Raw genomic sequence first — 23,858 nt, forward strand, 5'->3', positions numbered from 1 at the left:
CCGCATGAGCCGACACGTCCTGGTCGTCGAGGACGACCACCGGCTGCGCGACGTCCTGCTGCGCGGCCTGCGCGAGGAGGGTTTCGACACCACCCCCGCGCAGGACGGGGCGGCGGCCCTGCGGCTGGCCGTGGCCGGAATCGACGCGGTCGTCCTCGACGTCGGCCTGCCCGACGCGGACGGCCGCGACGTGTGCCAGGCCCTGCGTGCCAACGGATTCGACCGCCCTGTCATCTTCCTGACCGCCCGTCACCACCTCACGGACCGGCTCAGCGGGTTCTCCGCGGGAGGGGACGACTATCTCGCCAAACCCTTCCATCTCGCCGAACTGGCGGCCCGGCTCAGGGCCGCCGTCAAACGCAGCCCTCCGGCCGCCCCCGCCGTCGGGGGAGAGGTGGTACTGGACGCCGTCCGCCACACGTGCGCCGTACGCGGGCTGCCCATGAGCCTGACCCCGACCGAATTCCGGATCCTGGCCGCCCTGCTGGCCGCCGCGGGGGACCTGGTCTCCCGGCGGGAGCTGGTACGCGCCGGCTGGCCGGAGGGCGCCCAGGTCAGCGACAACACCCTCGACCAGTACCTGACCCGGCTGCGCCGCAAACTACGGGAGGCGGGCAGCACCCTCGTCCTCGCCACCGCCCGCGGCGTCGGGCACCGGCTGTCATGAGACTGACCTGGGCCGCAGCGCGGCCGGCGACCCTGCGCGGCCGGCTCTCTCTGCTCGCGGTCGCGACCGCGGCCTCCGTCATGGCGGTGTTCACGATCGCCTTCAACGCGTTCGTGCACCAGCACCTGGCCCGCCAGGCGGACGACCAGCTGCGGGCTCGCGCCTCCGCCGTCGCCGCCACCGTCGACACCAGTGGCCCCGTACTGCGCGTACTGGAGACCCCGCAGGAGGACCTTCTCGACGCCAACGCCTGGATCTACCAGGGGACGAGCCTGGTCGAGCAGCCCTCCGCCACCACGGCGGACAGCCCCGCGACCCGCGAGGCCGCCCGTCTCGTGGCGCAGGGTGGCGCCCGCTGCGCCACGACCGCGCACGGGGCCGCGGACGTACGGCTCTGCGCCCGGCCGGTGCCGTCGCCCGGCGGCGGTCCGAGGGCCGCGACCGTGGTCACCGCGCTCGACCTCACCCCGTACCGCGCTTCGGGCGACACCCTGCTGATGGCCTCCCTGGCACTGGACGCCGTCATGCTCATCTGCACGTACGCGGTGACCCGGCTCGCCGTCGGCAGGGCCCTGCGCCCCGTCCGTACGATGACCGACCAGGCCGCCCGATGGAGCGCCACCGCCTCCGAGGAGCGCTTCAGCGGTGTCCCCCGGCCCGCCGAACTCGCCCGGCTCGGCAGCTCGCTGGACGCCTTCCTCGACCGTATCCGGGCGGTCCTGCGCCACGAGCAGCAGCTGACCAGCGAGCTGTCCCACGAACTGCGCAACCCGCTGGCCACGATCGTGGCCGAACTCGACTGGTGGCAGGCCCGCCCCCGCAGCGCGGACGAGACGCTCACCGCGCAGCGGGCCATCGGCGAGGCGGCCCGCACCATGCGGACCATCTGCGACACGCTCCTCGCCGAAGCCCGTGAGGATGCCCGCCGGACGCCCGGAACCGCCGCCGTGCTCCCCGTACTGAAGGCCCTCGCCGCCCGCACCGGCCAGGCCGGCGTCCCGGTCCGTGTCCTGTCCGTCGGCGAGGACGGGGAACTGACCGCCGGGGTGCCCGCTGCCGTCCTGGAGCGGATCGTCAGTCCCCTGCTGGCCAACGCGCTGCGCTACGCGGCGACTGCGGTCCACCTCCGCGCGGCCCGGGAAGCGGGCCGTGTCCGCATCGAGGTGATCGACGACGGCCCCGGCGTTCCCGACAGCTTCCGTACCCATCTGTTCCAGCCCGGCCGCCGGGCCGATCCGGGCGACGGCCACGACGGAGCGGGCCTCGGGCTGTCGCTCGCCCGGCGCCTGGCCCGCTCCGCGGGCGGGGAGGCGGAGCTCGGCGAACCGGGCGGCGGGGGAGCGGTGTTCGTGATCAGGCTGCCGGCCGGCTGAGCTCCTCCTGCGGGGTCACGTCCTTGCGGGTGACCGTCAGGTACACGACCAGCGCGAGGATGACCAGAAGGAACAGCGCGCTGGTCACGACGGTGCCCAGACCGAGGCCGCCGTCGTCGGACGGCTGCGAGAGGTAGTCGCCCAGCGAGGCGCCGAGCGGGCGGGTGAGGACGTACGCGATCCAGAAGCTCCACACCGCGTTCAGCCCCAGCGCGGAATGGGCCAGCCAGACGGCGCCGATAGCCAGCGCGAACAGGACCGCCGCGAGCCAGTAGCCCAGCGACAGCCGCTCCGCGACCAGGTCACCGGCCGCCGTGCCGAGCGCGAAGGTGAACAGCACGGCCGCCCAGTAGAAGGCCTCCCGGCGCACGGTGTTGATGCTGTGGATGGACAGGGTCCGCTCGCTGCGGAACCAGGCGACGAAGACGACGGCCAGCGCCACGGCGAACACCGCGGTGGTGACCTCCAGCGGCACGCCCAGATTGTCCGTCAGGTTGTCGCTGATCAGCGTGCCTACCACGCTGACCAGTACGACGACCAGCCAGTAGAGCACCGGCCGGTAGGAGTCGGCGCGGAACTGGACGACCAGAGCCACCACCAGCAACAGGCTCATGACCAGCGAGGTGCCGGTCAGGCCCAGCCCCAGCTGTCCGTTGAGGAAGTCGGCCGCCGTCTCGCCCACCGTCGTGCACAGGATCTTGATGACCCAGAAGAAGGCCGTGACCTCGGGCACCTTGTTCCAGCGGGTCCCTTGGCCACGGGCGGTACCGGGCTGGCTGTATGTCTCGGATGTCATGGGACCAGACGGTGCCACCGCCAACCTGAACGCATCCTGACCACGTCGGCGGGACACCGCGACGAACACGTCCGGCGCGGGCGCGGGCTCGTACAGTCCCGGCCATGATCCGCCCGCCCACCCCGGACCCCGGCCGTGCCCGTCCCGGTCGTCCCACCCCTGGCCGCGCCCGGCTGCCCGCCCGGATCGCGGAGCGGATCGGGAAGCGCATGGGATGGGCCGTCGCGGCCGCCTATCTCGCGGCCGCGGCCTTCCCCTCTCCAGGGACGTGGCTGCGCCACGCCCGGGAAGTGCTCGGCCCGGGGCTCGGGTTCCGGCTCGAGGCGGCCCCGTTCCTGCTGGCCCTCGTCCTCTTCGCCGCCGGGCTGCAGGTGCCACCGAAGACCCTGCTGCGCGTGGTCCGGCAGCCGGTGACGCTGCTGGCCGGCCTCGCCCTGCACCTCGGCGCTCCACTGGTGATCATCCCCGCCCTCGCGGTCGCGCTGCGCTGGACCCCCGACACCGACGGCGGCAGCGGAATGATCACCGCGATGATCCTCATCACCGCGATGCCCGTGGCGGCGGGGGCCACGGTGTGGACCGCGCGGGGGGAAGGCGACCAGCCGACCATGGTCGGCCTCGTGCTCCTCTCCACCCTGCTCAGCCCGCTCACCCTGCCCGTCACACTCGGCGCCCTGTCCCCCCTGCTCAGCCCGGACTACGTCGGGGCACTGGCGGGCGCGGCCCGCATCGCCGGGCAGGGCTTCGCCCTCACGGGCGTCGTACTGCCGTGCGCGGCCGGGCTGCTGTGCCACCTCGTGCTGCCCCGGCGGGCGCTGGCCGTGGTCCTGCGGACCGCCCCGCCCGCCGCGCTCGTCGGTTCGCTGCTGCTGACGTACGTCAACGCCAGTGGAGCGCTGGGACCGTTCCTGGCCCATCCGGACGCCGTCCTGCCCGCCGCGGCCGTGGCCGTCGCCGCCTCGCTGTGCGCACTGTCGTTCCTCGTGGGCCGCGCGGGCGGCCGGCTGCTGGGACTGCGAGCCCCGGCCCGCACCTGCGTGACGCTGGCCTGCGGAATGAACAACAGCAGCGCCAGCGCCGTACTGATCGGCACGGCCATGCCCGACCGCCCCCATGTGCTGCTTCCGGTTCTCGCGTACAGCCTGCTGCAGAAGCCGGCCGCCGGGCATGCCGTGCATCCGCCCCGGCGGCGGCCCCAACGGCCCCTGTTCGCCTGCGATCCGGACCCCGGTTCCACCACCCCACCACGATCGTCTACAGTCCTGTAGACATTGGTTGGGAGGTCGGCCCCGGGATTCCGGGCGCCGACGGCTGCCCTGGCCAGCATCGGCTATGCGGCGCGAGCGTCGCCGGGAGGATGGCACCGACGATGGCGGAAACCGACAGCAGGACGACGACGCACCGGCAGCCCATGACGGCTCCGGAGCGGGGAGCTTACCGCCCGGGCCTGTCCGGGGCGGGCCTCTCGAAGGTCCCCGAGGTCACGGCCTGGTTCTGGACCGTGAAGATCCTCACCACCGGCATGGGGGAGACCGCGTCCGACTTCCTGGCGCGGACCTTGGGCCCGGTCCCGGCGGGCTGCCTCGGGCTCGCGGGCCTGACCGCCCTGCTGGTCCTCCAGTTCCGCTCCGCGCGCTACCGGCCGTGGCTCTACTGGTCGGCCATCGTCATGGTCAGCGTGTTCGGCACGATGGCCGCGGACGTCGTCCATGTCATCGCCGGCATTCCCTACACGGTGTCGGCCGCGGGCTTCACGCTCGCCCTGGGTGCCGTCCTGGCCCTCTGGTACGCGTCCGAGCGGACCCTGTCCATCCACAGCATCCACACCACCCGCCGGGAGTCCTTCTACTGGGCGACGGTGCTCACCACCTTCGCCCTGGGCACCGCGGTGGGCGACCTCACGGCCGGGACCCTGCACCTGGGCTACCTGCCCTCCGGGTTCGTCTTCGCCGCCCTGATCGTGCTGCCGGTGCTGGGCCGCCGGTTCCTCGGGCTGAACGCGGTGGCCGCCTTCTGGGCCGCGTACATCCTCACCCGCCCGCTCGGCGCTTCGTTCGCGGACTGGATGGGCGTCCCGGCAGCGCGACACGGTCTGGGATGGGGCACCGGGCTGGTCAGCCTCGCGCTGCTGGTCCCCATCGCCGCGCTCGTCGGATACCTCCAGGTGAGCCGCGCCGACACGCCGCGGCAGGTCCACCCCAGCGCACTGGCCGGCTGAGCTCGCCCGGGCGTTCGCGCGCGAGCGCCCGGGATCACCCCTCCGGGCCGGGCAGGAGCAGGGTGAAGGTGGCGGGCGCCGAAGCGCGAACGCTCAGCCTCCCGCCGGCGGCCTCCGCGAGCTCCTTTGCCACCGCCAGGCCGATGCCGGTACCGGGTCCCGTGGTGCTGCCGCGCGCGAAGACCGCCCCGGGGTCGAGGGCGAGTGTCCCTTCGTCCGCCACGTCGATCGCGACTGCTCCGGCGGCTTCGCGTACCGTCACGACGGTCGTACCGCGTCCGTGCCGCAGCGCGTTGTCGAGGAGGATGTCGAGGATCTGCCCGGTGGTGCGGCCGGGGACGTCGAAGGACTCGGTCCCGGGCGACGGGCGGAGCTCCAGGCGCCGTCCTGCGGCCGCGAGTACGCCGTGCCAGCGCGACTGCGCGCGGTCCAGTACCCGGACGAGCCGCTCGCGGGGGACCGGGTGCTGCTCGGCGGTGTCCGGCCGGGCCAGCCGCAGCACCTCCTCGACCGTCTCCTCCAGGTGACGGGCCCGCTCCAAGGCCTCCCGGACGACGGGACGCAGATCAGCGGCCGGCGGCAGTTCCTGGCCCGCCTCCAGGCCGAGCTGGAGCCCGGTCAGTGCGGTGCGCAGCTGGTGGGAGGCGTTGGCGCTGAAGTCACGCTCCCGGCTCAGGAGTTGGGTGAGTCTTTCGACCATGGTGTTCTGAGTGCGGGCCAGTTGGTCCAGCTCCGAGATGCCGCACGGGCCGGCCCGGGCGCCGAGGTCGCCGTCGGCGATCTCCCCGGCCGTCCGCGAGAGCGCCTCCACCGGGGCGCTGAGGGCGCGTGCCTGACGGCGCGCCACCAGCACCGCCGTGATGAGCGCGAACAGGGTGACCCCCAGCAGCAGCGCCCATGCCCAGAGCACGCGGTTCCAGACGGAACGAGCGGGGACCGAGGCCCGGACCACCCCGATGACCCGTTCGGCGGAGACCACCGGAACCGCGACGACGAGATCCGGGCCGCTGTTCCCGCGCGCGACCTTCCCGCCGGTCGCCCGGCGTGTCACGGCGTCGCCCGTCTGCCCTCCCGCGCCCGCGCGCAGGCGCATGGAGAGGTCGTACACCCCCAGCCGTCCCCCCGGCCGGGGCCGCGGCAGCTCGACGGCGTCGCCCGTGGTGAATTCCGGTCCCACCGCGACGGTCGCCGCCAGGGCCGTACGTTCCAGGGCGCCGCGCTCCTCCTCGAAGAAGGACCGCTGGACGACCACGGCCAGCGGCCCGGCCAGCAGGACCAGGGCCACCAGGACAGCGGCCACCGCGACCCTCACCACACGCTGCCTCATGCGCTCATCATGGCGTCCGCGATCCCGGTTTTGCCGTCGTCTCACCTTCGCCGCCCCGGCCCTTTGCGTGGCACTGCCTAGCGTGGGAGATCCATCCACCCTTCGGAGGGCGTCATGAACGTGCGGCGTCGCGCATGTGCCGCTTCTGCCTCTGTCGTACTCGCCGTCGCGGCCCTCGCCGGGTGCGGTGCCTCCGGCACCTCCGCGGCCGCCGGCCCGAACCCGCCTCCGCCTCCGGCACCGGCCGAGTCGAATCCGCCCGGAGACATCCCCGACAACCAGGTGTACGTGGTGTTCAAGCCGGCCACGGGCGGCTTCACGGTCAGCGTGCCCGAAGGCTGGTCGCGCACCTCCACGGGCCCGGTCACGGCCTTCACCGACAAGCTGAACCGGATCGAGGTGTCCGAGCACGCCGCCGCGACCGCGCCCACGACCGCCTCGGTGACCGCGCGGGACGTGCCGGAGCTGGCCAAGGCGGTCCCCGGGTTCACGCCCGGCAAGGCCTCCGAGGTGTCACGGAAGGCCGGCCGGGCAGTCCTGTACACGTACCAGGGCACCACGCGTGCGGACCCGGTGACGGGCAAGACCGTCCGTGACGCCTTCGAGCGGTACGTGTTCCACCACAACGGCCGCGATGTCGTACTCATCCTGTCGGGCCCGGTCAAGGCCGACAACGTCGACCCCTGGCGGACGGTCACCGACTCGCTGCGGTGGCAGTGATGGACGCCCCGAGCGCCCCGAGCGCCCCGCACACTGAAAACGCCCCGCCGGCCCTGGACGCGCGAGAGCTGTACCGGTTCTACCGTGCGGGGGAGGAGGAGACCCTCGCCCTGCGCGGGGTGTCCGTCACGGTCGCCCCGGGAGAGCTCGTGGCCGTCGTTGGCCCCTCCGGATCGGGGAAGTCCACGCTGCTGGCCTGCCTCGCGGGCCTGGACGAGCCCGAGGGCGGAGTCGTACGGGTCGCCGGGGAGCGGATCAGCCACCGGCCGGAGGCGGAGCGGGCCCGCGTCCGGGCCCGCAGGATCGGCATCCTGCTCCAGACGGAGAACCTGATCGCCCACCTCGATGTGGCCCAGAACATCCGCCTCGCCCGCACGGCCGCCGGCCGCCACAGCGTCGGTGCCCCGCCCGTGGAAGCCCTCCTGGACCAGGTGGGCCTGCTCGGCCGGGCCCGCTCCCTGCCCCGCGAACTGGCCGGGGGAGAGCTGGCCCGAGCGGGTCTGGCCGTCGCCCTGGCCAACGACCCCGACGTCCTCCTCGCCGACGAACCGACCGGAGAGCTCGACGGGAGCACCGAACGGCGCGTCCTGGACCTGCTGCGTGCCCGCGGCCGTGACGGCCGCCGCGGCGCACTGCTCGTCACCCACAGCGCCGCCGCCGTACGCGGCGCGGACCGGGTCCTGACCCTGCGCGACGGCAGGATCGGGCCATGACCGGCCCTCCGCTCGTCAGCTGCCGGGACGCCGGACGGACATACGGGCGCGGCCCCACCGCCGTGGTCGCCGTACACGGCACCAACTGCCAGGTGCAGGCGTACGACCGGATCGCCGTCATGGGGCCCTCGGGGTCGGGCAAGTCCACGCTGCTCCACCTGATGGCCGGACTGGAACAGCCGACCAGCGGCGAGGTGGTGTGGTCCTGGGGCGCGGACGCCGCGGGCCCGGGGGCCGGGGCGCGGGCCAGGGCCGAGCGCATCGGGGTCGTCTTCCAGAGCCCCAGCCTCATCGGTACGTTGGACGTCGCCGAGAACACGGGCCTGCCCCTGGTGCTGTCGGGCGAGAGCGCGGAGCGCGCCCACGCCCGCGCACTGGCCGCCCTGGAACGCGTCGGCATCGCCGACCTCGCCGCCAAGCTGCCCGACGACATCTCGGGCGGACAGGCGCAGCGTGTCGCGGCCGCCCGGGTCCTGGCCGCCCGGCCCCGGCTCGTCCTCGCCGACGAACCGACCGGCCGCCTCGACCGCACGACCGGTCGGCGTGTCATGGACGTCCTGCTGGCGGCGGTCGACGAGATCGGGGCCGCTCTGGTGGTGGCCACCCACGACCCGGCCGTCGGAGAACGCCTCCGGACCCGCTGGACGATGCGCGACGGCCGGCTCCTCCTCCGTCCGGACGGAGCTACACCGTGAACACCGACCGGCCGACAGCCCCGCTCCGGCACGGCCGCGGCCGCCTCGCCCTGGCGGCTCTCAGCCTCGTCCTCGCCGCCGTGCTCCTCGCCGTCCTGCCCCATTCCGCCGTGGACGACGAACCGGCCGGCCGCGGCGACGGCACCATCGTCGGCCGCATCGCCGACGTCCTCGGCGACACGGTCTTCGGGACCGGCACCGCACGCTCGACCCCCCGGCCCACCACAGGTGTTGGTGGCCCTTCCCAGGCCGCCTGGACGGCGAGCGACGGATGGCTGATCGTCACCGCCCGCGGAGGCACACCGTGATCACCACCTGGCTGGCCGGCCTGCTCCGCCGCCGCGGCGGCAGACTCCTCACGGCCGCGCTCACCGTCGCCCTGGCGGTCGCGCTCATCGCCGCCCTCGGCACGTTCCTGACCGCCTCCCGCTCGACGATGACCGCCCGCGCCGCCCGGTCCGTCGCCATCGACTGGCAGGTACAGCTCCAGCCCGCATCGCAGCCCGCCACCGTGCTCGACGCGATCCGTCACACCCCCGGGATCCGCACCGCGCTGCCCGTCACCTACGCCCACAGCACCGGGCTCCAGACCACGGCCGCGGGCTCCGTGCAGACCACCGGCGACGCCGTGCTGCTCGGCATCCCCGACGGCTACCGCACCGCCTTCCCCGGCGAGATACGGCCGCTCACCGGCGCCCGGGACGGTGTCCTCCTCGCCCAGCAGACCGCCGCCAACCTGCACGCCGCGCCCGGCGACACCGTGCGCATCTCCCTGCCCGGCAACGCCGACGCCGCCGTCACGGTCGCCGGAGTCGTCGACCTGCCCCAGGCCGACTCCCTCTTCCAGAAGGTCGGCGCCCCGCCCTCGTCCCAGCCGGCGGCCCCGCCCGACAACGTGATCCTCCTGCCCACCCCGCTCTTCGACTCCGTCACCGCGCACACCAAGACCGTGGACCCCGCCGCCGTCACCACGCAGGTGCACGCCGCGCGTGACGCGCGCCTGCCCGCCGACCCGGCCGCCGCGTTCACCGCCGTCACGGGCGCCGCCCGCCACCTCGAAGCCCGCCTCTCCGGCGCCGTTCAGGTCGGCGACAACCTCGGCGCCGCCCTCGACGCCGCCCGCCAGGACGCCCTGTACGCCCAGCTCCTCTTCCTCTTCCTCGGAGCCCCCGGGGTGGTCCTCGCGGCCCTGCTCACCTCCGCCCTGGTCAGCACCGGAGCGGACCGCCGCCGACGGGAACAAGGGCTGCTGCGCACCCGCGGCCTCGGACGTCGCCGGGTCACCGTGCTCGCCGCGGTCGAGGCAGGTGCCATCGCCCTGGGCGGCGGCCTGCTCGGCATCGTCGTCGCCGCGCTGGCCGGCCGGATCGCCTTCGGCCAGGCCTCGTTCGGCGCCGCGGGCCTCGTCCCGCTGCGCTGGTCCCTCATAGCGCTGGCCCTCGGCGCGGCCGTCGCAGCCGTGACCGTCCTGCTGCCCGCCGTACGGGACCAGCGCACCACCACCGTCACCGCCGCGCGCCGCGGCGTCCCGTCGACCGGTTCCCCGCTGTGGCAGCGCACCGGACTCGACGTCATCCTGCTCACGGTCTCGTTCCTCGTCTTCCGAGCCGCCGCGGGCAACCAGTACGCCCTGGTGCTCGCCCCCGAAGGCGTGGCGAGCATCTCGGTGTCCTACTGGGCCTTCTTCGGCCCCGCCCTGCTCTGGCTCGGATCCGCGCTGCTCCTGTGGCGGCTGACGACCTACGCGCTCGCCCAGGGCCGCCGCCCTCTCACCCTGCTGGCCCGGCCCCTGACCGGCTCCCTCGCCGCCGCGACCGCCTCCGGCATGACCCGGCAGCGCCGTGTCCTGGCCCGTTCCGTGGTCCTGCTCGCCCTCGCCGTGTCGTTCGCGCTCTCCACCGCGACCTTCAATGACACCTACCGGCACCAGGCAGAGGTGGACGCCCAGCTCACCAACGGCGCCGACGTCACCGTCACCCAGCCGCCCGGCGCCCTGACCGGCCCCGACGCCGGGCGTGCCCTGGCGTCCGTACCCGGAGTGCGTCACATCGAACCGCTCCAGCACCGCTTCGCCTACGTCGGGTCCGACCTCCAGGACCTGTACGGCGTCAACCCCGCCACCATCACGTCCGCCACCGCTCTTCAGGACACCTACTTCGCAGGCGGCAGCGCCCGCGGCCTGCTCGCCAAGCTCGCGGCTCGCCCCGACTCCGTGCTCGTCAGCGAGGAGACGGTGAAGGACTTCCAGCTCGTCCCGGGCGACCGCCTCAACCTGCGCCTCCAGGACCAACGGACGAAGCAGCTGCGCGCCGTGGAGTTCCACTACGCGGGCGTCGTCAAGGAGTTTCCGACCGCGCCCAAGGACAGCTTCTTCGTCGCCAACGCCGGGTACGTCGCCGCCCAGAGCGGCAGCGACGCCGTCGGCGCCTTCCTCGTCGACACCGGCGGCGCACACCAGCAGGCCGTCGCCGCCCGGCTGCGCGAGCGGCTGGGGGCCACGGCGACGGTCACCGACCTCACCCAATCCCGCGCCGGCGTCGGCTCCAGCCTCACCTCGGTGGACCTCGCCGGACTGACCCGGATCGAACTCGGCTTCGCCGTGGCGCTGGCGGCGGGCGCCGGAGGAGCGGTACTCGCCCTGGGCCTGACCGAACGCCGCCGTACTTTCGCCGTGGCCACCGTCCTCGGCGCCACGCGGGAACAGCTGCGGGGCATGGTCCTCGCGGAGGCGGCCACGGTCGCGCTCGGCGGCCTGGCCGGCGGCGCCCTCATCGGCTGGGTGCAGGCTCAGATGCTGGTCAAGGTCCTCACCGGCGTCTTCGACCCGCCGCCGTCCGCTCTCTCCGTGCCCTGGCCGTACCTGGGCCTGACCCTCCTCGCCACGCTCGCGGCCCTCACCGCAGCCGCCCTGTACGGTGGCCGTGGTTCGGGCCGCCCCGCCGTCGAAGACCTCCGCGAGCCCTGACCAGCCCATACCCTCGACCCATGAGCACCGGTACCGCGGGGCGGCCGCCCACCGCCCTGGTCATCGAGGACGACGACACCATCGGCCGTCACCTGGAAAGCGGACTGCGCGGCAACGGATACACCACCACCTGGTGCCGCACCGGCTCCGCCGGTCTGACGGCCGCGCAGGCCCACCCGCCCGACTTCGTCCTCCTCGACCTGGGTCTCCCCGACCTCGACGGGATCGATCTCGCCCGCCGCCTGCGCCAGGACCTCCCGGACCTCCTGATCGTCATCCTCACCGCCCGCACCGACGAGATCGATGTGATCGCCGGGCTGGACGCGGGCGCCGACGACTACCTCGTCAAGCCCTTCAGCATGACCGTGCTCCTCGCCCGCCTCCGCGCCCACCTGCGCCGCAGGCCCCCGTCCGACGTACAGCAGGACGCCGAGCCCATCCGGCTGGGCGACCTCACCGTCGACACGGTGGCCCGGCGGGTGCTCGTCGCAGACGAGGAAGTCCCTCTGCGCACCAAGGAGTTCGAGCTCCTCGCCGAGCTCGCCCGCCACCAGGGGGGTGCGGTCTCCCGGGAGACCCTGATGGCGCGGGTGTGGGACGAGAACTGGTTCGGCCCGACCAAGACCCTCGACGTCACCATGGCCTCCCTCCGCCGCCGCCTCCACACGGCCGAAGCAGCGGCGCCGCGTACGCTCCACCTCCCGCAGATCACGACACTCCGCGGCCACGGCTACCGCCTGGACCCGGGGCCTCCCCTCTGACGGCTAAGCGGTGGCGATGGCGGTGAGGATCTTGGTGCGGGCCGCCTTCATCGCGGGCAGGATCGCCGCGGCCAGGCCGGCCAGGGCGGATCCTGCCAGGACGGCGAGGACGGTGGTCCAGGGGATGCTGAGCGAGGTGATTCCGTACAGGGTGAGGACCCGCTGTCCGGCGATGCCCCAGGCGATGCCGAGGCCCAGGCCGAGCAGGGCGCCGTGGACGGCGATGAGTACGGATTCCAGCTGGACCATGCGGGAGATCTGGCGGCGCGAGGTGCCGACGGCGCGCAGCAACCCGATCTCCCGGGTGCGCTCGATCACCGACAGGGCGAGGGTGTTGATGACGCCGAGGACCGCGATCAGGGACTTGGAAGCCGCCGACGTGGGCGAGGGCGTAGCGCTGGCGGGTGAGGGTGTGGATTCCGGGCAGGGCGCGGACCTTGTCGGTGACCTCGTGGCCGATGGGCTGCTGGCCGTTGCCCGTGAGGACGTAGTCGGCACCGAAGGTGCGGTCGACGTCGCGGTCGATGGAGGTGGTGAGGGAGGCGGCTAGGACGGCGATCGCGCCGACCAGGGACAGGCTGATCATCAGGGCGCCCGCGGTGGCGCCGGTGCGGCGCGGATTACGTACGGCGTTGAGGCGGCTGATGTGCCCGACGGCGCCGAACAGTTTCGGGAATGGGGCGCCGAGGCCGTGCACGACGAGGCGTGAGAGGGCGGGGCCGAGGACGACGAGCGCGATCAGCGAGGCGACGATGCCGCCTCCCAGCAGACCGGCGGCGGTGATCAGGGTGTCGTGGTGGGTGGCCGCTCCCGCGAGGGAGCCCAGGCCGGCGAGCAGGAGGACCGAGCCGAGAACGGTGCGCCGGCCGAGCGGTGCGACCGGGGGTACGGGCGCCTCGCGCAGCGCCGCCATGGGGGAGACGCGGGCGGCGCGGCGGGCGGGCAGGTAGGCGGCGATCAGCGTGACGAGGACGCCGATCGCGTAGGCGGCCACCGGGGTCAGCGGGTTGATGACCAGTGGGGTGCCGGACAGGTCGACGCCGAAGCCGCCGATCAGGTTCTTCAGCAGTGCGGCGAGGCCGATTCCCGCGGCGAGGCCGAGGGTGGAGCCCAGGAGCCCGAGCAGCAGGGCCTCGGTCAGGACCGAGAAGGTGATCTGGCCGCGGCCCGCCCCCAGGGCGCGGAGCAGGCCGAGTTCGCGGGTGCGCTGGGCGACCAGCATGGAGAAGGTGTTGAGGATCAGGAAGATCCCGACCAGCACGGCGAGGCCGGCGAAGCCGAGCAGGGCGTAGGTGACGACGCCGAGGAAGGAGCTGATCTGCTGGGCGGCGGACTGGGCCTGCTCCTCCTTGGTGGCGATCGAGTAGGCGTCGCCCAGAGCGGCCTGGATCCGCTGCTGGGCGGCGGTGTGGGAGGTGCCCGGTGCGGTGTCCGCGGTGACGGTGGTGAAGGCGCCGGGCTTGCCGAGCAGAGCCTGCTGCGCGGTCGCGGTGTCGACGTAGACCATCGTCACGCCTGGGTTGCCGGTGCTGAAGGTGACGATCCCGACCACACGCGCCGCGGTGGAGCCGCTCGGGGTGAGTACGCGTAGCGCGTCGCCGAGGTGGACGCCTCTGTGCTCGGCGCTGGCCTGGTCGATCACCAGCTCGTCGGCCTTGGCCGGGGCGCGGCCCTGGACGAGGTGGACCTGGGGGTTGTCGTACCAGTTCTGGCCGAGGGTGGGCGCGGCGAACGCCCGGAAAGCAAATCCCGCTGGCTTCACCCGAACCTGCCCGCGGGATCGCCTCGGCCATTAACGGGCACGCGGGTGCAGGCTTCTCCACGTTCAGGATTCTTGGAACCTGCGCGCGTCCGTCTTCGGCATCCTCCAACTGGATGGGGCGGAGCAGGTGAACCGTACCTACGCCGAACGGCGCGCTCTTCTGGAGGAGCTGTTCACCGACCACGCCCTGACGGCACCGTGGACACTCTGACCGATGACGACGGACCCCAAGACGGCGCGAGAGTGGCTGGAGTGCTGGACCGACATCTCCGGCGTCGAGGGTCTGGTCTGCAAGGGCATGTCCCAGAAGTACCTTCCCGGCTACCGCGGATGGACAAGGTCAGAAGGAGGGACACCACGGAAGCGGTCATCGGGGCCATCACGGGCACCCTCGCGCGCCCGCAGCTCCTCGTGTTGGGCCGCTACGACGATGAGGGCCGGCTGCGCTCTGTCGGCCGGACCGTACCGCTGCGCCCGGCGCAGTCCCGCCAGGTCGCCGAGCACCTGACGGCCGTCGGCCCCGACCACCCCTGGACGGGAGTGCGGTTCGCCGCCGCGTGCGGATCCCGCGACGTCCTGGACGCGATCCTCGTCCACCCGGAACTGGTGGCGGAGATCAGCGCCGACCGGGCTGTGGACCGCGGCGGCGTCTTCCGCCACCCGCTCCGCTTCCAACGGCTACGCCTGGACGTGACAGTGGGGGACGTGCCGCGGTTCGGGGCGGGGCCGACCGCAGCCGCCGGGTGAGCGGTCGGCGCCACACGCCGCATGCCGACGCTCGTTCCGGTTGGCTTCGTTCACTTCAAGCTCACCGATATTCGGGAGCGCACCGAGGCCGGACCGCTCTGCGTTCTGAACTACATGCGCTCTCTGATCTCAGGCTCTGGTCCAACTTCTGTGGGCGTCTCACGCTCTGTAACCGGTAGGGGGCTGATGCCCCTTCGTGACTCGTTGACAGATCTGTTTGCGACCATGCCCGCATGGACTTCGACCTCACTCCACCGGCCGGCGTTGGCCCCTTGCGGATCGGTATGACTCGCCACGCGGCCAACACGGCGCTGGACTCGCTCCGCGATCTCTCTGCGATCTCAGAGTCTGACCGGCCGGGGCGGCACGTCTTCCGTCCCAGTGGACCGATGATCAGCATCCACTGCCTGCGCGACATGCTTGAAGCCATCGAGCTGGGAAGGCCGTCGTCCCAGACGGACGAAGTGTTGTTCCAGGGTGTGGACGTGTTCGCGCTTCCGGCCCGCGAGGTTGTCCGGCGCGTCGGTGAGTTCACCTCGATCGAGGAACATCCTGACGACGAAGCTTCATTCATTGCCCCGGACCTGCTGCTGAGCTTCTGGCGTCCGTTTGCAGCCGACGATGAGCCAGGTGGAGAGCAGGGCTACTTCTTCAGCTCGGTCCTGCTGGCGCAATCTGGCTACTACGACACCCCTGCTTAGGCTGCGGAGCGCCTCCGGCAGAGCTCGTGACGGGCTGCTCAGGAAGCCAGCAGGACTCGCTTCCGCAATAGGCCGAAGCCGGCCCGGCCGTACATCTGGCGCTTGATCATTTTGATCCGGTTGACGTGGCCCTCGACGACGCCGGAACTCCATGGCAGCGTTAAGCCAGCGGTGACGGCGGCGAGATCCCGTTCGAGACCGTTGACGAAGGCGTGGGGGCTGGGCAGGTCGTCGGCGCGGACCGCCTTGATCCACTGCGGGAGCTGGTCACCCTGGAGCTGCGTGAGCATCTTGCCGAACGCGCGGACGTGCCCGGTGAGGGCATCCAGCTCGGGCGGCCCTTCGGTGTCCCAGTGGTACGTCTACGACGGCCGCTCCCCACGGGTACCGCGCGCGGCCGCGCTGCGCGCGGTGTGCTCCTGCGGGTGGACGGGCCCGGAGCACCGCCTGGACTGGGAGAGTATCCGCGGCAAGGTCCTGGCGGAGGCCGGTGCCGATACGGCGGACGCCTGCCTGCAGGACTGGGACGGCCACACCGTCCAGGTCGAGGCGACAGCGATCCCCCTGCCGGAGACGGTCACGACGCTGCTCGAGCGGCTGGAGCAGGAGATCGACAAGCTGACCAAGACCTCCCCGGCCGCCGCCGTACGGGCCGCGCGCCGCCTCGAGGTCACCGCCGCACGGGCCGGGTACTGGGCTGCCAACGGCACCCGCACCGACCTGACACCCGAGCAGGCGGCCGCGGCCCTCGGGCTGGACGAGGCGGCAACGCGCCGTCTGCTGGCCCGCTTCGGCCGCTGGGACCTCTACCAGTGACCCCAAGCGGCCGCGGCGGTCCGTACGGCTACGGGGCGCTCTCGTAGACGACGGTGGTGGTGGGGCAGTCTTCGGCGAGTCCGAGAAGGGCCTGGCGCTCGTTCTCGTCGACCGCCAGGTCCCAGCGGAGCTTGGTGGCCACCCAGGTGGCTGCGTATGTGCAGTGGGTAGGAGCGGTCCGAGGGCAGCTACTCGGCCGGCCCTTGTCAGACTTGCTGCGGTTGGCGGCGGCAGAGACGCAGGTGGGGGAACGAGGTCCTTCGTAGGAGGAAGCTGCGGGCGGGACCAAAGGAGCATGCCCGGTAGTCCGAAAACCGCCAGTCGTACTGGATTCAACGCAGTACGCCGCTTCCATGTGACCACCCGATGCGAGCATCGTACCGATAGGATTCCATGCGGTAGGACTCTGTAGGGAGGGTGGGTTTCTGATGGATATGGCAACATTCGTGAGTCGTCTTAAAGGATGGCTTGAAGTGAATGCTCCGGGAGATTTGGAGCGTTTCAATCCGGCTGCCACGCCGAAAGAGATTGTGTCGATTTCGGAAAATCGATTCGCTCTACATCGTGAACTGCTGGATTTGCTAGCCCTTCACGATGGCGTTCGTGCTGACCGGGGACTAACTGGTCCAGGTGGTTTCATGCCAGGAGGCTATTTTCTTCTGGATGCGAAAAGTATGAGGCTGGGCCAGCGTGATATGGAAAGGGCAGTCGCTTGGAGCTTGGAAGATAACCTGGTTGACTTCGTGGTGGGAAACGTTGCCCACGTGATGTGGATCCCGATCGCCGAAACCCATGTCGGATCCCAGTTGGTTGTCGACCACCGGGAAGGTCCAGGTTTCGGGTCTATCCTTGAAATCGATGCGGACGCCGAAATCTGGGGAGTGAAGCGATGGGGTAGCCTGGCCGAGATGTTCGACACTACCTATCGGGCGCTTTCCGACGGAACCCCGGTCAGTGATGGGGCGGGAGGAAGCATCCACGCTCGTGTGATCGAATCACCGGCCGGGGTGCCTTACGTTGACTGGCAGTAGCGTCCGGCATGAGACTGGGGTCCGGCTCCGGCCGGACCCCAGTCTTGTTACGAGAATTTATTAAGGGCGAGGTATGCAGACTTCGCTGAAGTTACAGCCTTCGTACCCTGGCAGTTCCATGTAGAAAGCGCCGCCGTTCAAAACTCGTGCTGTCGTGTAGAAGCCGGAGAGCCCCGGACCACGGCCAGCGTCCATATTGTCTTGACCGGGCATGCTGGCCCTGCCGCAGACCTCCGTCCATGACGGGGCGTCCGCCCTTTCGTCCTCGTGAAGGCGCCATGATCCATCGGCCTCCTGCTGGGCGTAGAGCTGGACACAGCCGCCACCATCGGTCAGGGACTGCCCACCGCTTTCTTGGGTTGCGGCGAATGGAAATTCGTCACACTGTACTCGCCCCTTGGCGTCAGGCGTCGCTGACCCATGCGCGGTCCAAGGGTTCGTTCCCGTTTTGTTGCAGATCGTATCCCGGTTCTTTCTCTGCGCTGCAGTGTCCTTCAGGCGATGCATCGGAGTTCCGTACTTCTTACTTCCGGGGTGCGAGGGGATTCCCTCTCGCATTATCCAGTAATAGGCTGCCGCGGAAGGGAATCTGGAAGTGGTCGCTGACCATGTAGGGATGTGCCTGTTGAATACGCATCCGGTCGAGTTGGCCACTGCGAGGTTGTTGTCGCACTGGATTTCGTTGAAGAATGACCAGCTGGGAGCCTTCGTCTCCACCGCCCCTGCCACAACCGGAGAGGTTGCGCTGAACTTCAGTACTGTTCCGCGGTCCAGGTTCTCGGACGTACCGGAAGTCGGCTTGGTCCACGTATATGTGCGTGTCGCGGTGGCTGTGTGACTGTCCCCGGCTGGGGCCCAGGTCGGGAGACCGCTCCATGTGCCACTGAGAGAGCTACTGCAGTTCGTGGTGCAGAGCGCGTCCCAGTAGTCCAGTGTGACAGCGCCGAGTTCTGGGCTGATGGACATGGGGCTGATAAAAATTCGCTGATCGAAACTCACCGAATTACTGAGGAACGTTTCCTCGCGTACTAGGAAAACAGCTGTGCCAACAGTTTTCCCATCCTTCTCCCAACGGGTGAGGACGGCCAACTTGTGGCAGCCTTCACGCCGAGTAAGCGTGTATCCAGTCACACTCGGGTCGTTGCACCAGGGAACGATGGGATCGTCTGCTGCGAACGCCCTGGCCGAAGGGGCTTGAGTTGAAGGCTGCCTATATTTACCGATGTTGTAGTCGCGGGTGGTGCATTGCCGAACGCCCTTTTGACTGGTTTGGCGGCAGTCCTCAGGAGCCGTCAGAAACGGCGGCGGGGACACCTGGGGTGCTTTGAGCGGCGACTGGAGCAGCCCTGCGGGATTAGGCTGCTTCTGCTTATCGTTGTCCACGAAGTTAACTTCGGGGGCGTTTGGATCGGCATCCGGAATCAGAATATCCGGGATCCTGCTCCAGGTGCCGGGTTCGAACGCGACGGCGTCGTAGGCGATGTCGTGGTCGCCGGTGCCGTCCGTGGTGATGGTGGTGAGTCGTACCTCGGGGATGGCTCCCTTGAAGCGGAACGCGCCGAGGCTCACCCACCGGTTTCCGGTGCCCGGCTGCGAGACGATCTTCTGTCGCCAGCCGTTCTTTGTTTTGATTTCGTAGTTAGCGGTCTTGGTGATGGCGCCGTGGTCGGGTAGGTGTACCCAGACTTTTGCGTCCTTGTCGATGGCCTGGTTCAGCTTCCAGGTGCCAGTGACCTTCATACGGTCGCCTTCGGCGCCGCTCTGACGGGTGTGGGCGAACCAGAAGTGGCCGCCGTAGCCGGCACCGAGCTGTTGGAAGTCGATTTTCGCGCTGGGAGTGGCGAAGTCGAGGTTGAAGGTGCCACTGTTGGTTTTCGGCTGGGAGCAGCCGGGACGGTGGATCGGCGTGCCGTCGGGCACGTCGTCAACGATCAGTGCGTTTGCGGGTAAGCCCGACGTAGTGCAGTTGGGCGGGTATGCGGTGCCGTCTGCTTCTTCTTTATAGGTGTCGTTGAATCGCAGGATTTCGTTGCCGCACTGTGCGAGGGCACAGTCTTTCCACTTGACGGGCTGGTTCCACCAGCACTTGAGGTCTGCGCGGTTGCAGGCGCCGAGGCCGGGCTCGTTCTTGTCGTCGGGGCCGATTTTGCTGGGGTCGCAGTTGTTGGCTGCGGTGCAGAACAGGCTTTCAGCTGGCTTTGCCGTGGTGCGAAGTGCGGCGTTGGTCCACCAGGCGGGGCGGAAGCCGGACACCATGGTGCCAGGTGATTCCATGCCTTCCAGCGGGCGAGCGGCCCAGCCGATGACCTTCTCCGGGTACGGCCAGTCCTGGGGGTGCTTGGCGTGGGTGTAGTCGTTGGTGCCGGCTGGTCCTTCCAGGAAGGGCGTGCGGTTGGCCTTCCAGAGGGGGTTGGCCGGGTTGTTGGTGAAGCCCACGCCCCACAGGCCGCCGTTGTTCCCGGCTGCTGCCTTGGGGTAGTAGCCGGAGTTGTAGGCCCAGAGGGCGAAGAACCAGTTCTCGATGAACTTGGGGTCACCATTGTTGACGGTCAGCCCGTCCTGGTTGGTGATGTTCCACTTGTCGGCCAGGACACGTTGGCCGGCTGCGACGTTCGCGGTGTAATCGAGTGCCGCGGCCTCCTGCTGCAGGGTGCTCAGCGTGGCGACCTCGCCGTCCTTTTCCTTGCCGTGCATGCGCATGCCGTCGGTGATCTGGGTGATGCCGTACCCGCAGTCGGCCTTGTCCCAGTTGATGCCCCAGGGGTCGGACTGCTGACCGTTGGATGCGTACTTGATGCCGTAGTAGTTACCGATCAACGGGTTGCCGGTGACTCCGGGCACTACTACGCGGGAGGCTTGCCACATGTTGGATTCCTGGGCAGTGATGCCAAGCAGGATCTGCGCGGGGATCCGGCCGCCGCTGTTGAGGGCGAGCCGGGGGAAGAGGGATTGCGGCTGGTACGCCGGCATTCCAAGGTTCTTCCAGTTCGCGGGCCGGGAGACGTTCTGGTCCAGGGTGCCGTTGATGACCTGGTCGACCGCCCACTCCACCTGGCGGGGCTTGGGCTGCATTGCCTGCTTGGCCGGGTCGTTGCGCGCCACCGAGCAGTAGCGCTCGTCCTCGGCAATCAAGCCTGCGGCCATTGGCACGGCGCCTGCGCGCGCGGAGCTTTGCTGTGCCGCACCCAGGACCGGAGAAGGGGCCGTTCCCGCGATGGCGGTTGCGGCGGGCGCCTTCGGGGTGACGGTGAAGGAGGTGTCCTTGCCCGTGGCCACGACCTTGAGGCTGATCTGCGCGGCCTTGGTCGAGAGGCCCCGCTGCTTGCGCGGGTCACCCTCGCCAGCCTCGGCCACCTTGGTGACCAGCGACTTTGCGCCCGTGGTGGCCTGGGACTCCTTGGGGACGTCCGGGCGGCGCTGGACGGCCTTGGGCAGCGGGTCCGCAGCCTTGGTGTCGCCGATGATGAAGACGTTTCCGCCAGCGCTGCTGGTCACATCCATCTTCGACAGGGCGCCGCGCGCCAGGACGGCCTGTTTCGTCTTGTCGGCATTGCCGCGGGTGATGTCCGCCGCGGTGATGCGCTTGACCTCACCGTCGTCCTTGGAGCCGGCGGGACGGTCCATGTAGACGAGGCCGCCTTCAGCGTCGGCCTTGAGAGCGAAGGGCACCTGGCCGGTGTGGGCGAGGGGGGTGCGGCGGCCCTGAGCATCGATTCGGGTGAGGCGGGCGGAGTCCGCGGCCACGATGTCTTTGCCGACCGGAATCGCGGAGGTGACCTGGCCGGCCAGCTCGGTGGTCCGGCTCACCTTCGCCGCGGCGGCATCGACGCTCAGCAGACGGGTCTGGTTCTTGGTGTCGCCGCCAGCCTGGGTCAGAACCGCGGTCTCGCCGGTTCCGCAGCCCGGGCTGAAGTAGGCCAGAGAGGCCTGACGATCGAGTTTCGTGACAGCGCCGGAGTCCAAGTCCACCACAGCGGTGAACGCGCCCCGAGCCATGAGTTCGGCCTTGTTGGTGAAGGTGCGCGGTGCGTAGGCGACCACTGCCCGCTTACCGGAGCCAGTGACGCACGCGTTCCCGATCCACATGTCGGTGTCGAATCCGGGCTCGGCGAGCGTCGCGGCCGTACGCCAGGCGTATCCGGCCTTCTCGTCGGCGACCAGAACGTGGAAACCGTCGGCATCGCCGGTGGTGGTCCAGGCTCGGTCGCTCGAGGCCTTCCAGCCCTTCCCCAGGACCGTTTCTCGGTCGGCGGGCGCGATGTGGGACGGGTCGGATGCGGTGGTCGCGGCGTCGGATTGCGCCGGGTCCGCCCAAGCTTCGCCCTGTACAAGCCCACATATGAGAGCGGTACTTATGATGGCCGCTAAGGATAAGCGGTGTCCCCTTACACGGTGTTTCAAATTGGATATCCTCAGAATGGGTGATGGCGGGAGGCTCGCGACGTCGTCTCTCAGGGCGGATACCCCTACGAGCTGCGGCCGCATGTGGCTGCTTTCTGCTCAAGCATCGAGCCCCCATCTCGACAGTTTTGCGCATGCACCAGCAGTGCCAGCCACATCGAATTTTAGACGCTGCCCTTGAAGTGGCGCGTCTGGAACCGTCACAGTTATGGGTTCGGCTTTTGGGAGGGAATCCGTCCCTGTGGGTGCTGCTTGTAGCCGCCGGAATCGGGCAGCCGCATCAGCGGAGTCGACACGCTTGGCGGCCTCCACCTGCACTGAAAGCAGGAAGCCTGACTTCAGCCCCGCTTGACGTCGAAGGCGTCCATCCTGTCGTTCCAGTCACCGCCGTCGGGGTAGCCGAGGGCTCCCAGGCTTGGGTATTTCGACTCCAAGCCCTGCCCGACATCGCGGACACGGTCGTAGAGGACACCTGACCGGTAGTCAACCATCGTTGCGTAGCCGTAGTTGAGCGGATAGTTGATCACGCCTCGATAGATCGAGCTCGCCGTATCACGGAAGCCCCAGTCGGAGAGGTTCTTACGCCCGGAATCGAAAAACTGAAGCTTATGCCCGCCGTAATTTATATCCTCAAACAAGCACCAGTAATCCGGTGAGCAGTTACCGGGCAGGCTCTCTATGCCCGTGGGGGCAGATAGCTTGGAAGTCTTTCGCAATTCGGGGTCAGCTTGGGCTTCCGTATCGTTGCTGTAGCAGTGAACAGAGCCCCCCGGGAACTCTGTGCACACTGTGGCCCCGCTCCAGGAGTCAGCGAGGTTGATCTTTTTCCCCTTGTATTCCGCCAGTACCGGATTGGCTGGAGGATCCTTCGGTAGGCTACTGGCAGCCGAAGCTGCGGGTGCCACAGCTATAAGCAGTGCAGTTGCCGTCAGCGTTGCGGTTATGCTACTTACCATGCGTATTTGCATCACGAACCATCCTTCTGTCAACTGGTCACGGCGTCGTATCCCAGCGATGCCGCAGGGAGCCGTCTGGGCCGAATACATCCATGAGGTAGCCACCGCTCAGCGAAACTCCCTCTTTTCTTGAGAAGAAGGAGACGATGGTTTCCGTAAGTCGGCGGAACCTTTCGTTATCTCGGCCGGGATTGTGTGTACGGACAATCAAAAGAGGGAAACCCTCCGGGGTGTACTCTTTCTGGATTGAATACACATCGGCGTCCCCCCCGTCCTTGCGATAGCGTTCCGCCAAAGCCACCGCAGCTTCTGAAGCAACCGTCGTGGTCGCGGTCGGGCGGACAGGAATAGTCGATTCCGGACTGGGGCGAGCCTCGCCGACAGGGTGCTTCTCAGCCGTCTCTGTACAGGCAGACAGAACAACCATGAGGGCCACCACCGCCAGCCCCGCAGTACGCTTCACGGCTCGCTCCGCGGCGTGGTGGCCAGCACATACGAGGCGACGTGCGCAGGCATCGCACCCACAAGACCCTCCGAATTTTGGGTACAACAGTCAACTCGGGATGTCGATCTTCGAAATCCGACGCAACGTTAGGCGCCTGGCCGAGCGTGGGCTACCAAATTTCCGAGGTTCAACGTCCACCGTGGCGCAAATACACTTGCAGCCCATCGCCGCTCTCCCGCCGTCACGACGCAACACGGCTGCACCACACCTTCGTTGATCTCGCCAGGAGCATCCGGAGAGATGCAATCCACATCAGCTCTTGGCGTGATCCTTCCTCCCTGGGAGCCCCGCGAAATTTGAGATGGGTCGAAGGCGGCCAGGAGAAGACGTCGAGCGTGCACTACGACCGGCCCTCCGCGGAGCAGCGGACCCGGACCGTTTCCACGTGTCGATGGCCGCCCCCAGCGCGCACCCGAGGTAAGCGGGCCGGTGAACGGGCCGTCGGCGCGCTCACCGGCTGGCGGGGACCATGTTTCGAAGCACGCGCCGCTCGGTGGATACCGCTGCTCGACCTCAGCCGTTGGCCGGCACCGTGGGCCCCGCCTGGCCCGGTCCCCGCGGTACGGACACGGGTTGCCGTGGCGGGGTGGTGAGGTCCTGGGCAGGGCGCCTAGTACTGCAACGGTGTTTGCCGTGACGGTTGGGCAGGTCGGTCGTTGTTCAGTTCATGGGTGGGGAACTTGCTGCTGCCCGGTCGTGGGCTG

The 23,858-nt window shown here is 69.7% G+C and carries 19 protein-coding genes and 3 pseudogenes; 14 read left to right on the forward strand and 8 right to left on the reverse strand.

From position 1 onward, the window contains the following. The first annotated feature begins 4 nt into the window (after positions 1-4). Positions 5-667: a response regulator transcription factor gene (locus ABT084_RS18510; protein WP_351044713.1), complete on the forward strand. Its 663-nt coding sequence runs from the start codon at positions 5-7 to the stop codon at positions 665-667. After that, positions 664-2,040, forward strand: a complete 1,377-nt coding sequence (locus tag ABT084_RS18515; protein WP_351044716.1) for a sensor histidine kinase — start codon at positions 664-666, stop codon at positions 2,038-2,040. Before ABT084_RS18510 ends, ABT084_RS18515 begins: the two co-directional genes overlap by 4 nt. Here the strand turns inward: ABT084_RS18515 and ABT084_RS18520 are convergent. Beyond that, entirely contained in the window at positions 2,021-2,836 is an 816-nt protein-coding gene (locus tag ABT084_RS18520; RefSeq protein ID WP_351044719.1) for a COG4705 family protein, read from the reverse strand. The two genes, ABT084_RS18515 and ABT084_RS18520, sit on opposite strands and share 20 nt — an antisense overlap. Before the next feature lie 104 nt (positions 2,837-2,940). Between ABT084_RS18520 and ABT084_RS18525 the strand changes: the two genes are divergently transcribed. Both ABT084_RS18525 and ABT084_RS18530 read left to right on the forward strand, forming a co-directional pair. Next, a complete protein-coding gene (locus tag ABT084_RS18525) occupies positions 2,941-4,104 on the forward strand; it encodes a bile acid:sodium symporter family protein (protein ID WP_502968968.1) in 1,164 nt (387 codons plus the stop codon). Positions 4,105-4,247: 143 nt separating this feature from the next. Next, a complete protein-coding gene (locus tag ABT084_RS18530; protein ID WP_351044773.1) occupies positions 4,248-5,054 on the forward strand; it encodes a COG4705 family protein in 807 nt (268 codons plus the stop codon). 34 nt (positions 5,055-5,088) lie between these two features. Here ABT084_RS18530 and ABT084_RS18535 read toward each other — a convergent pair whose 3' ends face one another. Then, entirely contained in the window at positions 5,089-6,381 is a 1,293-nt protein-coding gene (locus ABT084_RS18535; RefSeq protein ID WP_351044722.1) for a HAMP domain-containing sensor histidine kinase, read from the reverse strand. 114 nt (positions 6,382-6,495) lie between these two features. Between ABT084_RS18535 and ABT084_RS18540 the strand changes: the two genes are divergently transcribed. The 6 genes from ABT084_RS18540 to ABT084_RS18565 are packed head-to-tail and all read left to right on the forward strand — an operon-like array spanning position 6,496 to position 12,235. Next, on the forward strand, positions 6,496-7,101 hold the full coding sequence (locus tag ABT084_RS18540) for a hypothetical protein (protein WP_351044725.1): 606 nt from the start codon (positions 6,496-6,498) through the stop codon (positions 7,099-7,101). Further along, complete coding sequence (locus ABT084_RS18545; RefSeq protein WP_351044727.1) at positions 7,101-7,814, forward strand: ABC transporter ATP-binding protein; 714 nt, start codon at positions 7,101-7,103, stop codon at positions 7,812-7,814. Before ABT084_RS18540 ends, ABT084_RS18545 begins: the two co-directional genes overlap by 1 nt. Further along, positions 7,811-8,509 (forward strand): ABC transporter ATP-binding protein, encoded by a 699-nt coding sequence (locus ABT084_RS18550; RefSeq protein WP_351044729.1) that lies wholly within the window; start codon positions 7,811-7,813, stop codon positions 8,507-8,509. Before ABT084_RS18545 ends, ABT084_RS18550 begins: the two co-directional genes overlap by 4 nt. Next, positions 8,506-8,817: a hypothetical protein gene (locus ABT084_RS18555; RefSeq protein WP_351044732.1), complete on the forward strand. Its 312-nt coding sequence runs from the start codon at positions 8,506-8,508 to the stop codon at positions 8,815-8,817. The genes ABT084_RS18550 and ABT084_RS18555 overlap by 4 nt, the downstream gene beginning before the upstream one ends. Then, positions 8,814-11,474 carry an FtsX-like permease family protein gene (locus ABT084_RS18560; RefSeq protein ID WP_351044735.1) on the forward strand — a complete coding sequence of 887 codons (2,661 nt, stop codon included), beginning with the start codon at positions 8,814-8,816 and terminating at the stop codon, positions 11,472-11,474. The genes ABT084_RS18555 and ABT084_RS18560 overlap by 4 nt, the downstream gene beginning before the upstream one ends. A 20-nt stretch (positions 11,475-11,494) precedes the next feature. Beyond that, positions 11,495-12,235: a response regulator transcription factor gene (locus ABT084_RS18565; protein ID WP_351044738.1), complete on the forward strand. Its 741-nt coding sequence runs from the start codon at positions 11,495-11,497 to the stop codon at positions 12,233-12,235. A 3-nt stretch (positions 12,236-12,238) separates the two neighbouring features. On the opposite strand, the pseudogene ABT084_RS18570 reads toward ABT084_RS18565, so the two are convergent. Beyond that, positions 12,239-12,595, reverse strand: a pseudogene (locus tag ABT084_RS18570) (FtsX-like permease family protein); the annotation flags it as partial. Positions 12,596-13,160: 565 nt separating this feature from the next. Then, positions 13,161-13,742 (reverse strand): annotated as a pseudogene (locus ABT084_RS18575) (ABC transporter permease); the annotation flags it as partial. Positions 13,743-14,327: 585 nt separating this feature from the next. Between ABT084_RS18575 and ABT084_RS18580 the strand changes: the two are divergent. Both ABT084_RS18580 and ABT084_RS18585 read left to right on the forward strand, forming a co-directional pair. Further along, positions 14,328-14,744 carry a hypothetical protein gene (locus ABT084_RS18580; protein WP_351044741.1) on the forward strand — a complete coding sequence of 139 codons (417 nt, stop codon included), beginning with the start codon at positions 14,328-14,330 and terminating at the stop codon, positions 14,742-14,744. A gap of 233 nt (positions 14,745-14,977) precedes the next feature. After that, the gene (locus ABT084_RS18585) at positions 14,978-15,445 is read left to right on the forward strand and encodes a hypothetical protein (protein ID WP_351044744.1); all 468 of its coding nucleotides are present in this window, start codon (positions 14,978-14,980) and stop codon (positions 15,443-15,445) included. A gap of 38 nt (positions 15,446-15,483) precedes the next feature. Here ABT084_RS18585 and ABT084_RS18590 read toward each other — a convergent pair. Next, positions 15,484-15,780, reverse strand: a pseudogene (locus ABT084_RS18590) (transposase); the annotation flags it as partial. Between ABT084_RS18590 and ABT084_RS18595 the strand changes: the two are divergent. Beyond that, complete coding sequence (locus ABT084_RS18595; RefSeq protein WP_351044746.1) at positions 15,761-16,261, forward strand: hypothetical protein; 501 nt, start codon at positions 15,761-15,763, stop codon at positions 16,259-16,261. The pseudogene ABT084_RS18590 and the gene ABT084_RS18595 overlap by 20 nt on opposite strands. A gap of 428 nt (positions 16,262-16,689) precedes the next feature. Continuing rightward, the gene (locus ABT084_RS18600) at positions 16,690-17,292 is read left to right on the forward strand and encodes an SMI1/KNR4 family protein (RefSeq protein ID WP_351044748.1); all 603 of its coding nucleotides are present in this window, start codon (positions 16,690-16,692) and stop codon (positions 17,290-17,292) included. Positions 17,293-17,352: 60 nt separating this feature from the next. On the opposite strand, the gene ABT084_RS18605 is transcribed toward ABT084_RS18600, so the two are convergent. The 3 genes from ABT084_RS18605 to ABT084_RS18615 all read right to left on the reverse strand — a co-directional run bounded on the left by ABT084_RS18605 (position 17,353) and on the right by ABT084_RS18615 (position 23,112). Continuing rightward, entirely contained in the window at positions 17,353-21,693 is a 4,341-nt protein-coding gene (locus ABT084_RS18605) for a golvesin C-terminal-like domain-containing protein (protein WP_351044751.1), read from the reverse strand. Positions 21,694-22,031: 338 nt separating this feature from the next. After that, on the reverse strand, positions 22,032-22,661 hold the full coding sequence (locus ABT084_RS18610) for a peptidase inhibitor family I36 protein (RefSeq protein ID WP_351044754.1): 630 nt from the start codon (positions 22,659-22,661) through the stop codon (positions 22,032-22,034). 25 nt (positions 22,662-22,686) lie between these two features. Continuing rightward, positions 22,687-23,112, reverse strand: a complete 426-nt coding sequence (locus ABT084_RS18615) for a hypothetical protein (RefSeq protein ID WP_351044757.1) — start codon at positions 23,110-23,112, stop codon at positions 22,687-22,689. Positions 23,113-23,858: the final 746 nt, after the last annotated feature.

Source organism: Streptomyces sp. NPDC002138 (genome assembly GCF_040296485.1).
GTDB lineage: Bacteria > Actinomycetota > Actinomycetes > Streptomycetales > Streptomycetaceae > Streptomyces.

Excerpts from the sequence above, each read along its gene's own strand:
- ABT084_RS18510 (WP_351044713.1), top strand. The coding sequence starts at position 5 with ATGAGCCGACACGTCCTGGTCGTCGAGGACGACCACCGGCTGCGCGAC.
- ABT084_RS18515 (WP_351044716.1), top strand. The coding sequence starts at position 664 with ATGAGACTGACCTGGGCCGCAGCGCGGCCGGCGACCCTGCGCGGCCGG.
- ABT084_RS18520 (WP_351044719.1), bottom strand. The coding sequence starts at position 2,836 with ATGACATCCGAGACATACAGCCAGCCCGGTACCGCCCGTGGCCAAGGG.
- ABT084_RS18525 (WP_502968968.1), top strand. The coding sequence starts at position 2,941 with ATGATCCGCCCGCCCACCCCGGACCCCGGCCGTGCCCGTCCCGGTCGT.
- ABT084_RS18530 (WP_351044773.1), top strand. The coding sequence starts at position 4,248 with ATGACGGCTCCGGAGCGGGGAGCTTACCGCCCGGGCCTGTCCGGGGCG.
- ABT084_RS18535 (WP_351044722.1), bottom strand. The coding sequence starts at position 6,381 with ATGAGGCAGCGTGTGGTGAGGGTCGCGGTGGCCGCTGTCCTGGTGGCC.
- ABT084_RS18540 (WP_351044725.1), top strand. The coding sequence starts at position 6,496 with ATGAACGTGCGGCGTCGCGCATGTGCCGCTTCTGCCTCTGTCGTACTC.
- ABT084_RS18545 (WP_351044727.1), top strand. The coding sequence starts at position 7,101 with ATGGACGCCCCGAGCGCCCCGAGCGCCCCGCACACTGAAAACGCCCCG.
- ABT084_RS18550 (WP_351044729.1), top strand. The coding sequence starts at position 7,811 with ATGACCGGCCCTCCGCTCGTCAGCTGCCGGGACGCCGGACGGACATAC.
- ABT084_RS18565 (WP_351044738.1), top strand. The coding sequence starts at position 11,495 with ATGAGCACCGGTACCGCGGGGCGGCCGCCCACCGCCCTGGTCATCGAG.
- ABT084_RS18580 (WP_351044741.1), top strand. The coding sequence starts at position 14,328 with ATGGACAAGGTCAGAAGGAGGGACACCACGGAAGCGGTCATCGGGGCC.
- ABT084_RS18585 (WP_351044744.1), top strand. The coding sequence starts at position 14,978 with ATGGACTTCGACCTCACTCCACCGGCCGGCGTTGGCCCCTTGCGGATC.
- ABT084_RS18600 (WP_351044748.1), top strand. The coding sequence starts at position 16,690 with ATGGATATGGCAACATTCGTGAGTCGTCTTAAAGGATGGCTTGAAGTG.
- ABT084_RS18610 (WP_351044754.1), bottom strand. The coding sequence starts at position 22,661 with ATGCAAATACGCATGGTAAGTAGCATAACCGCAACGCTGACGGCAACT.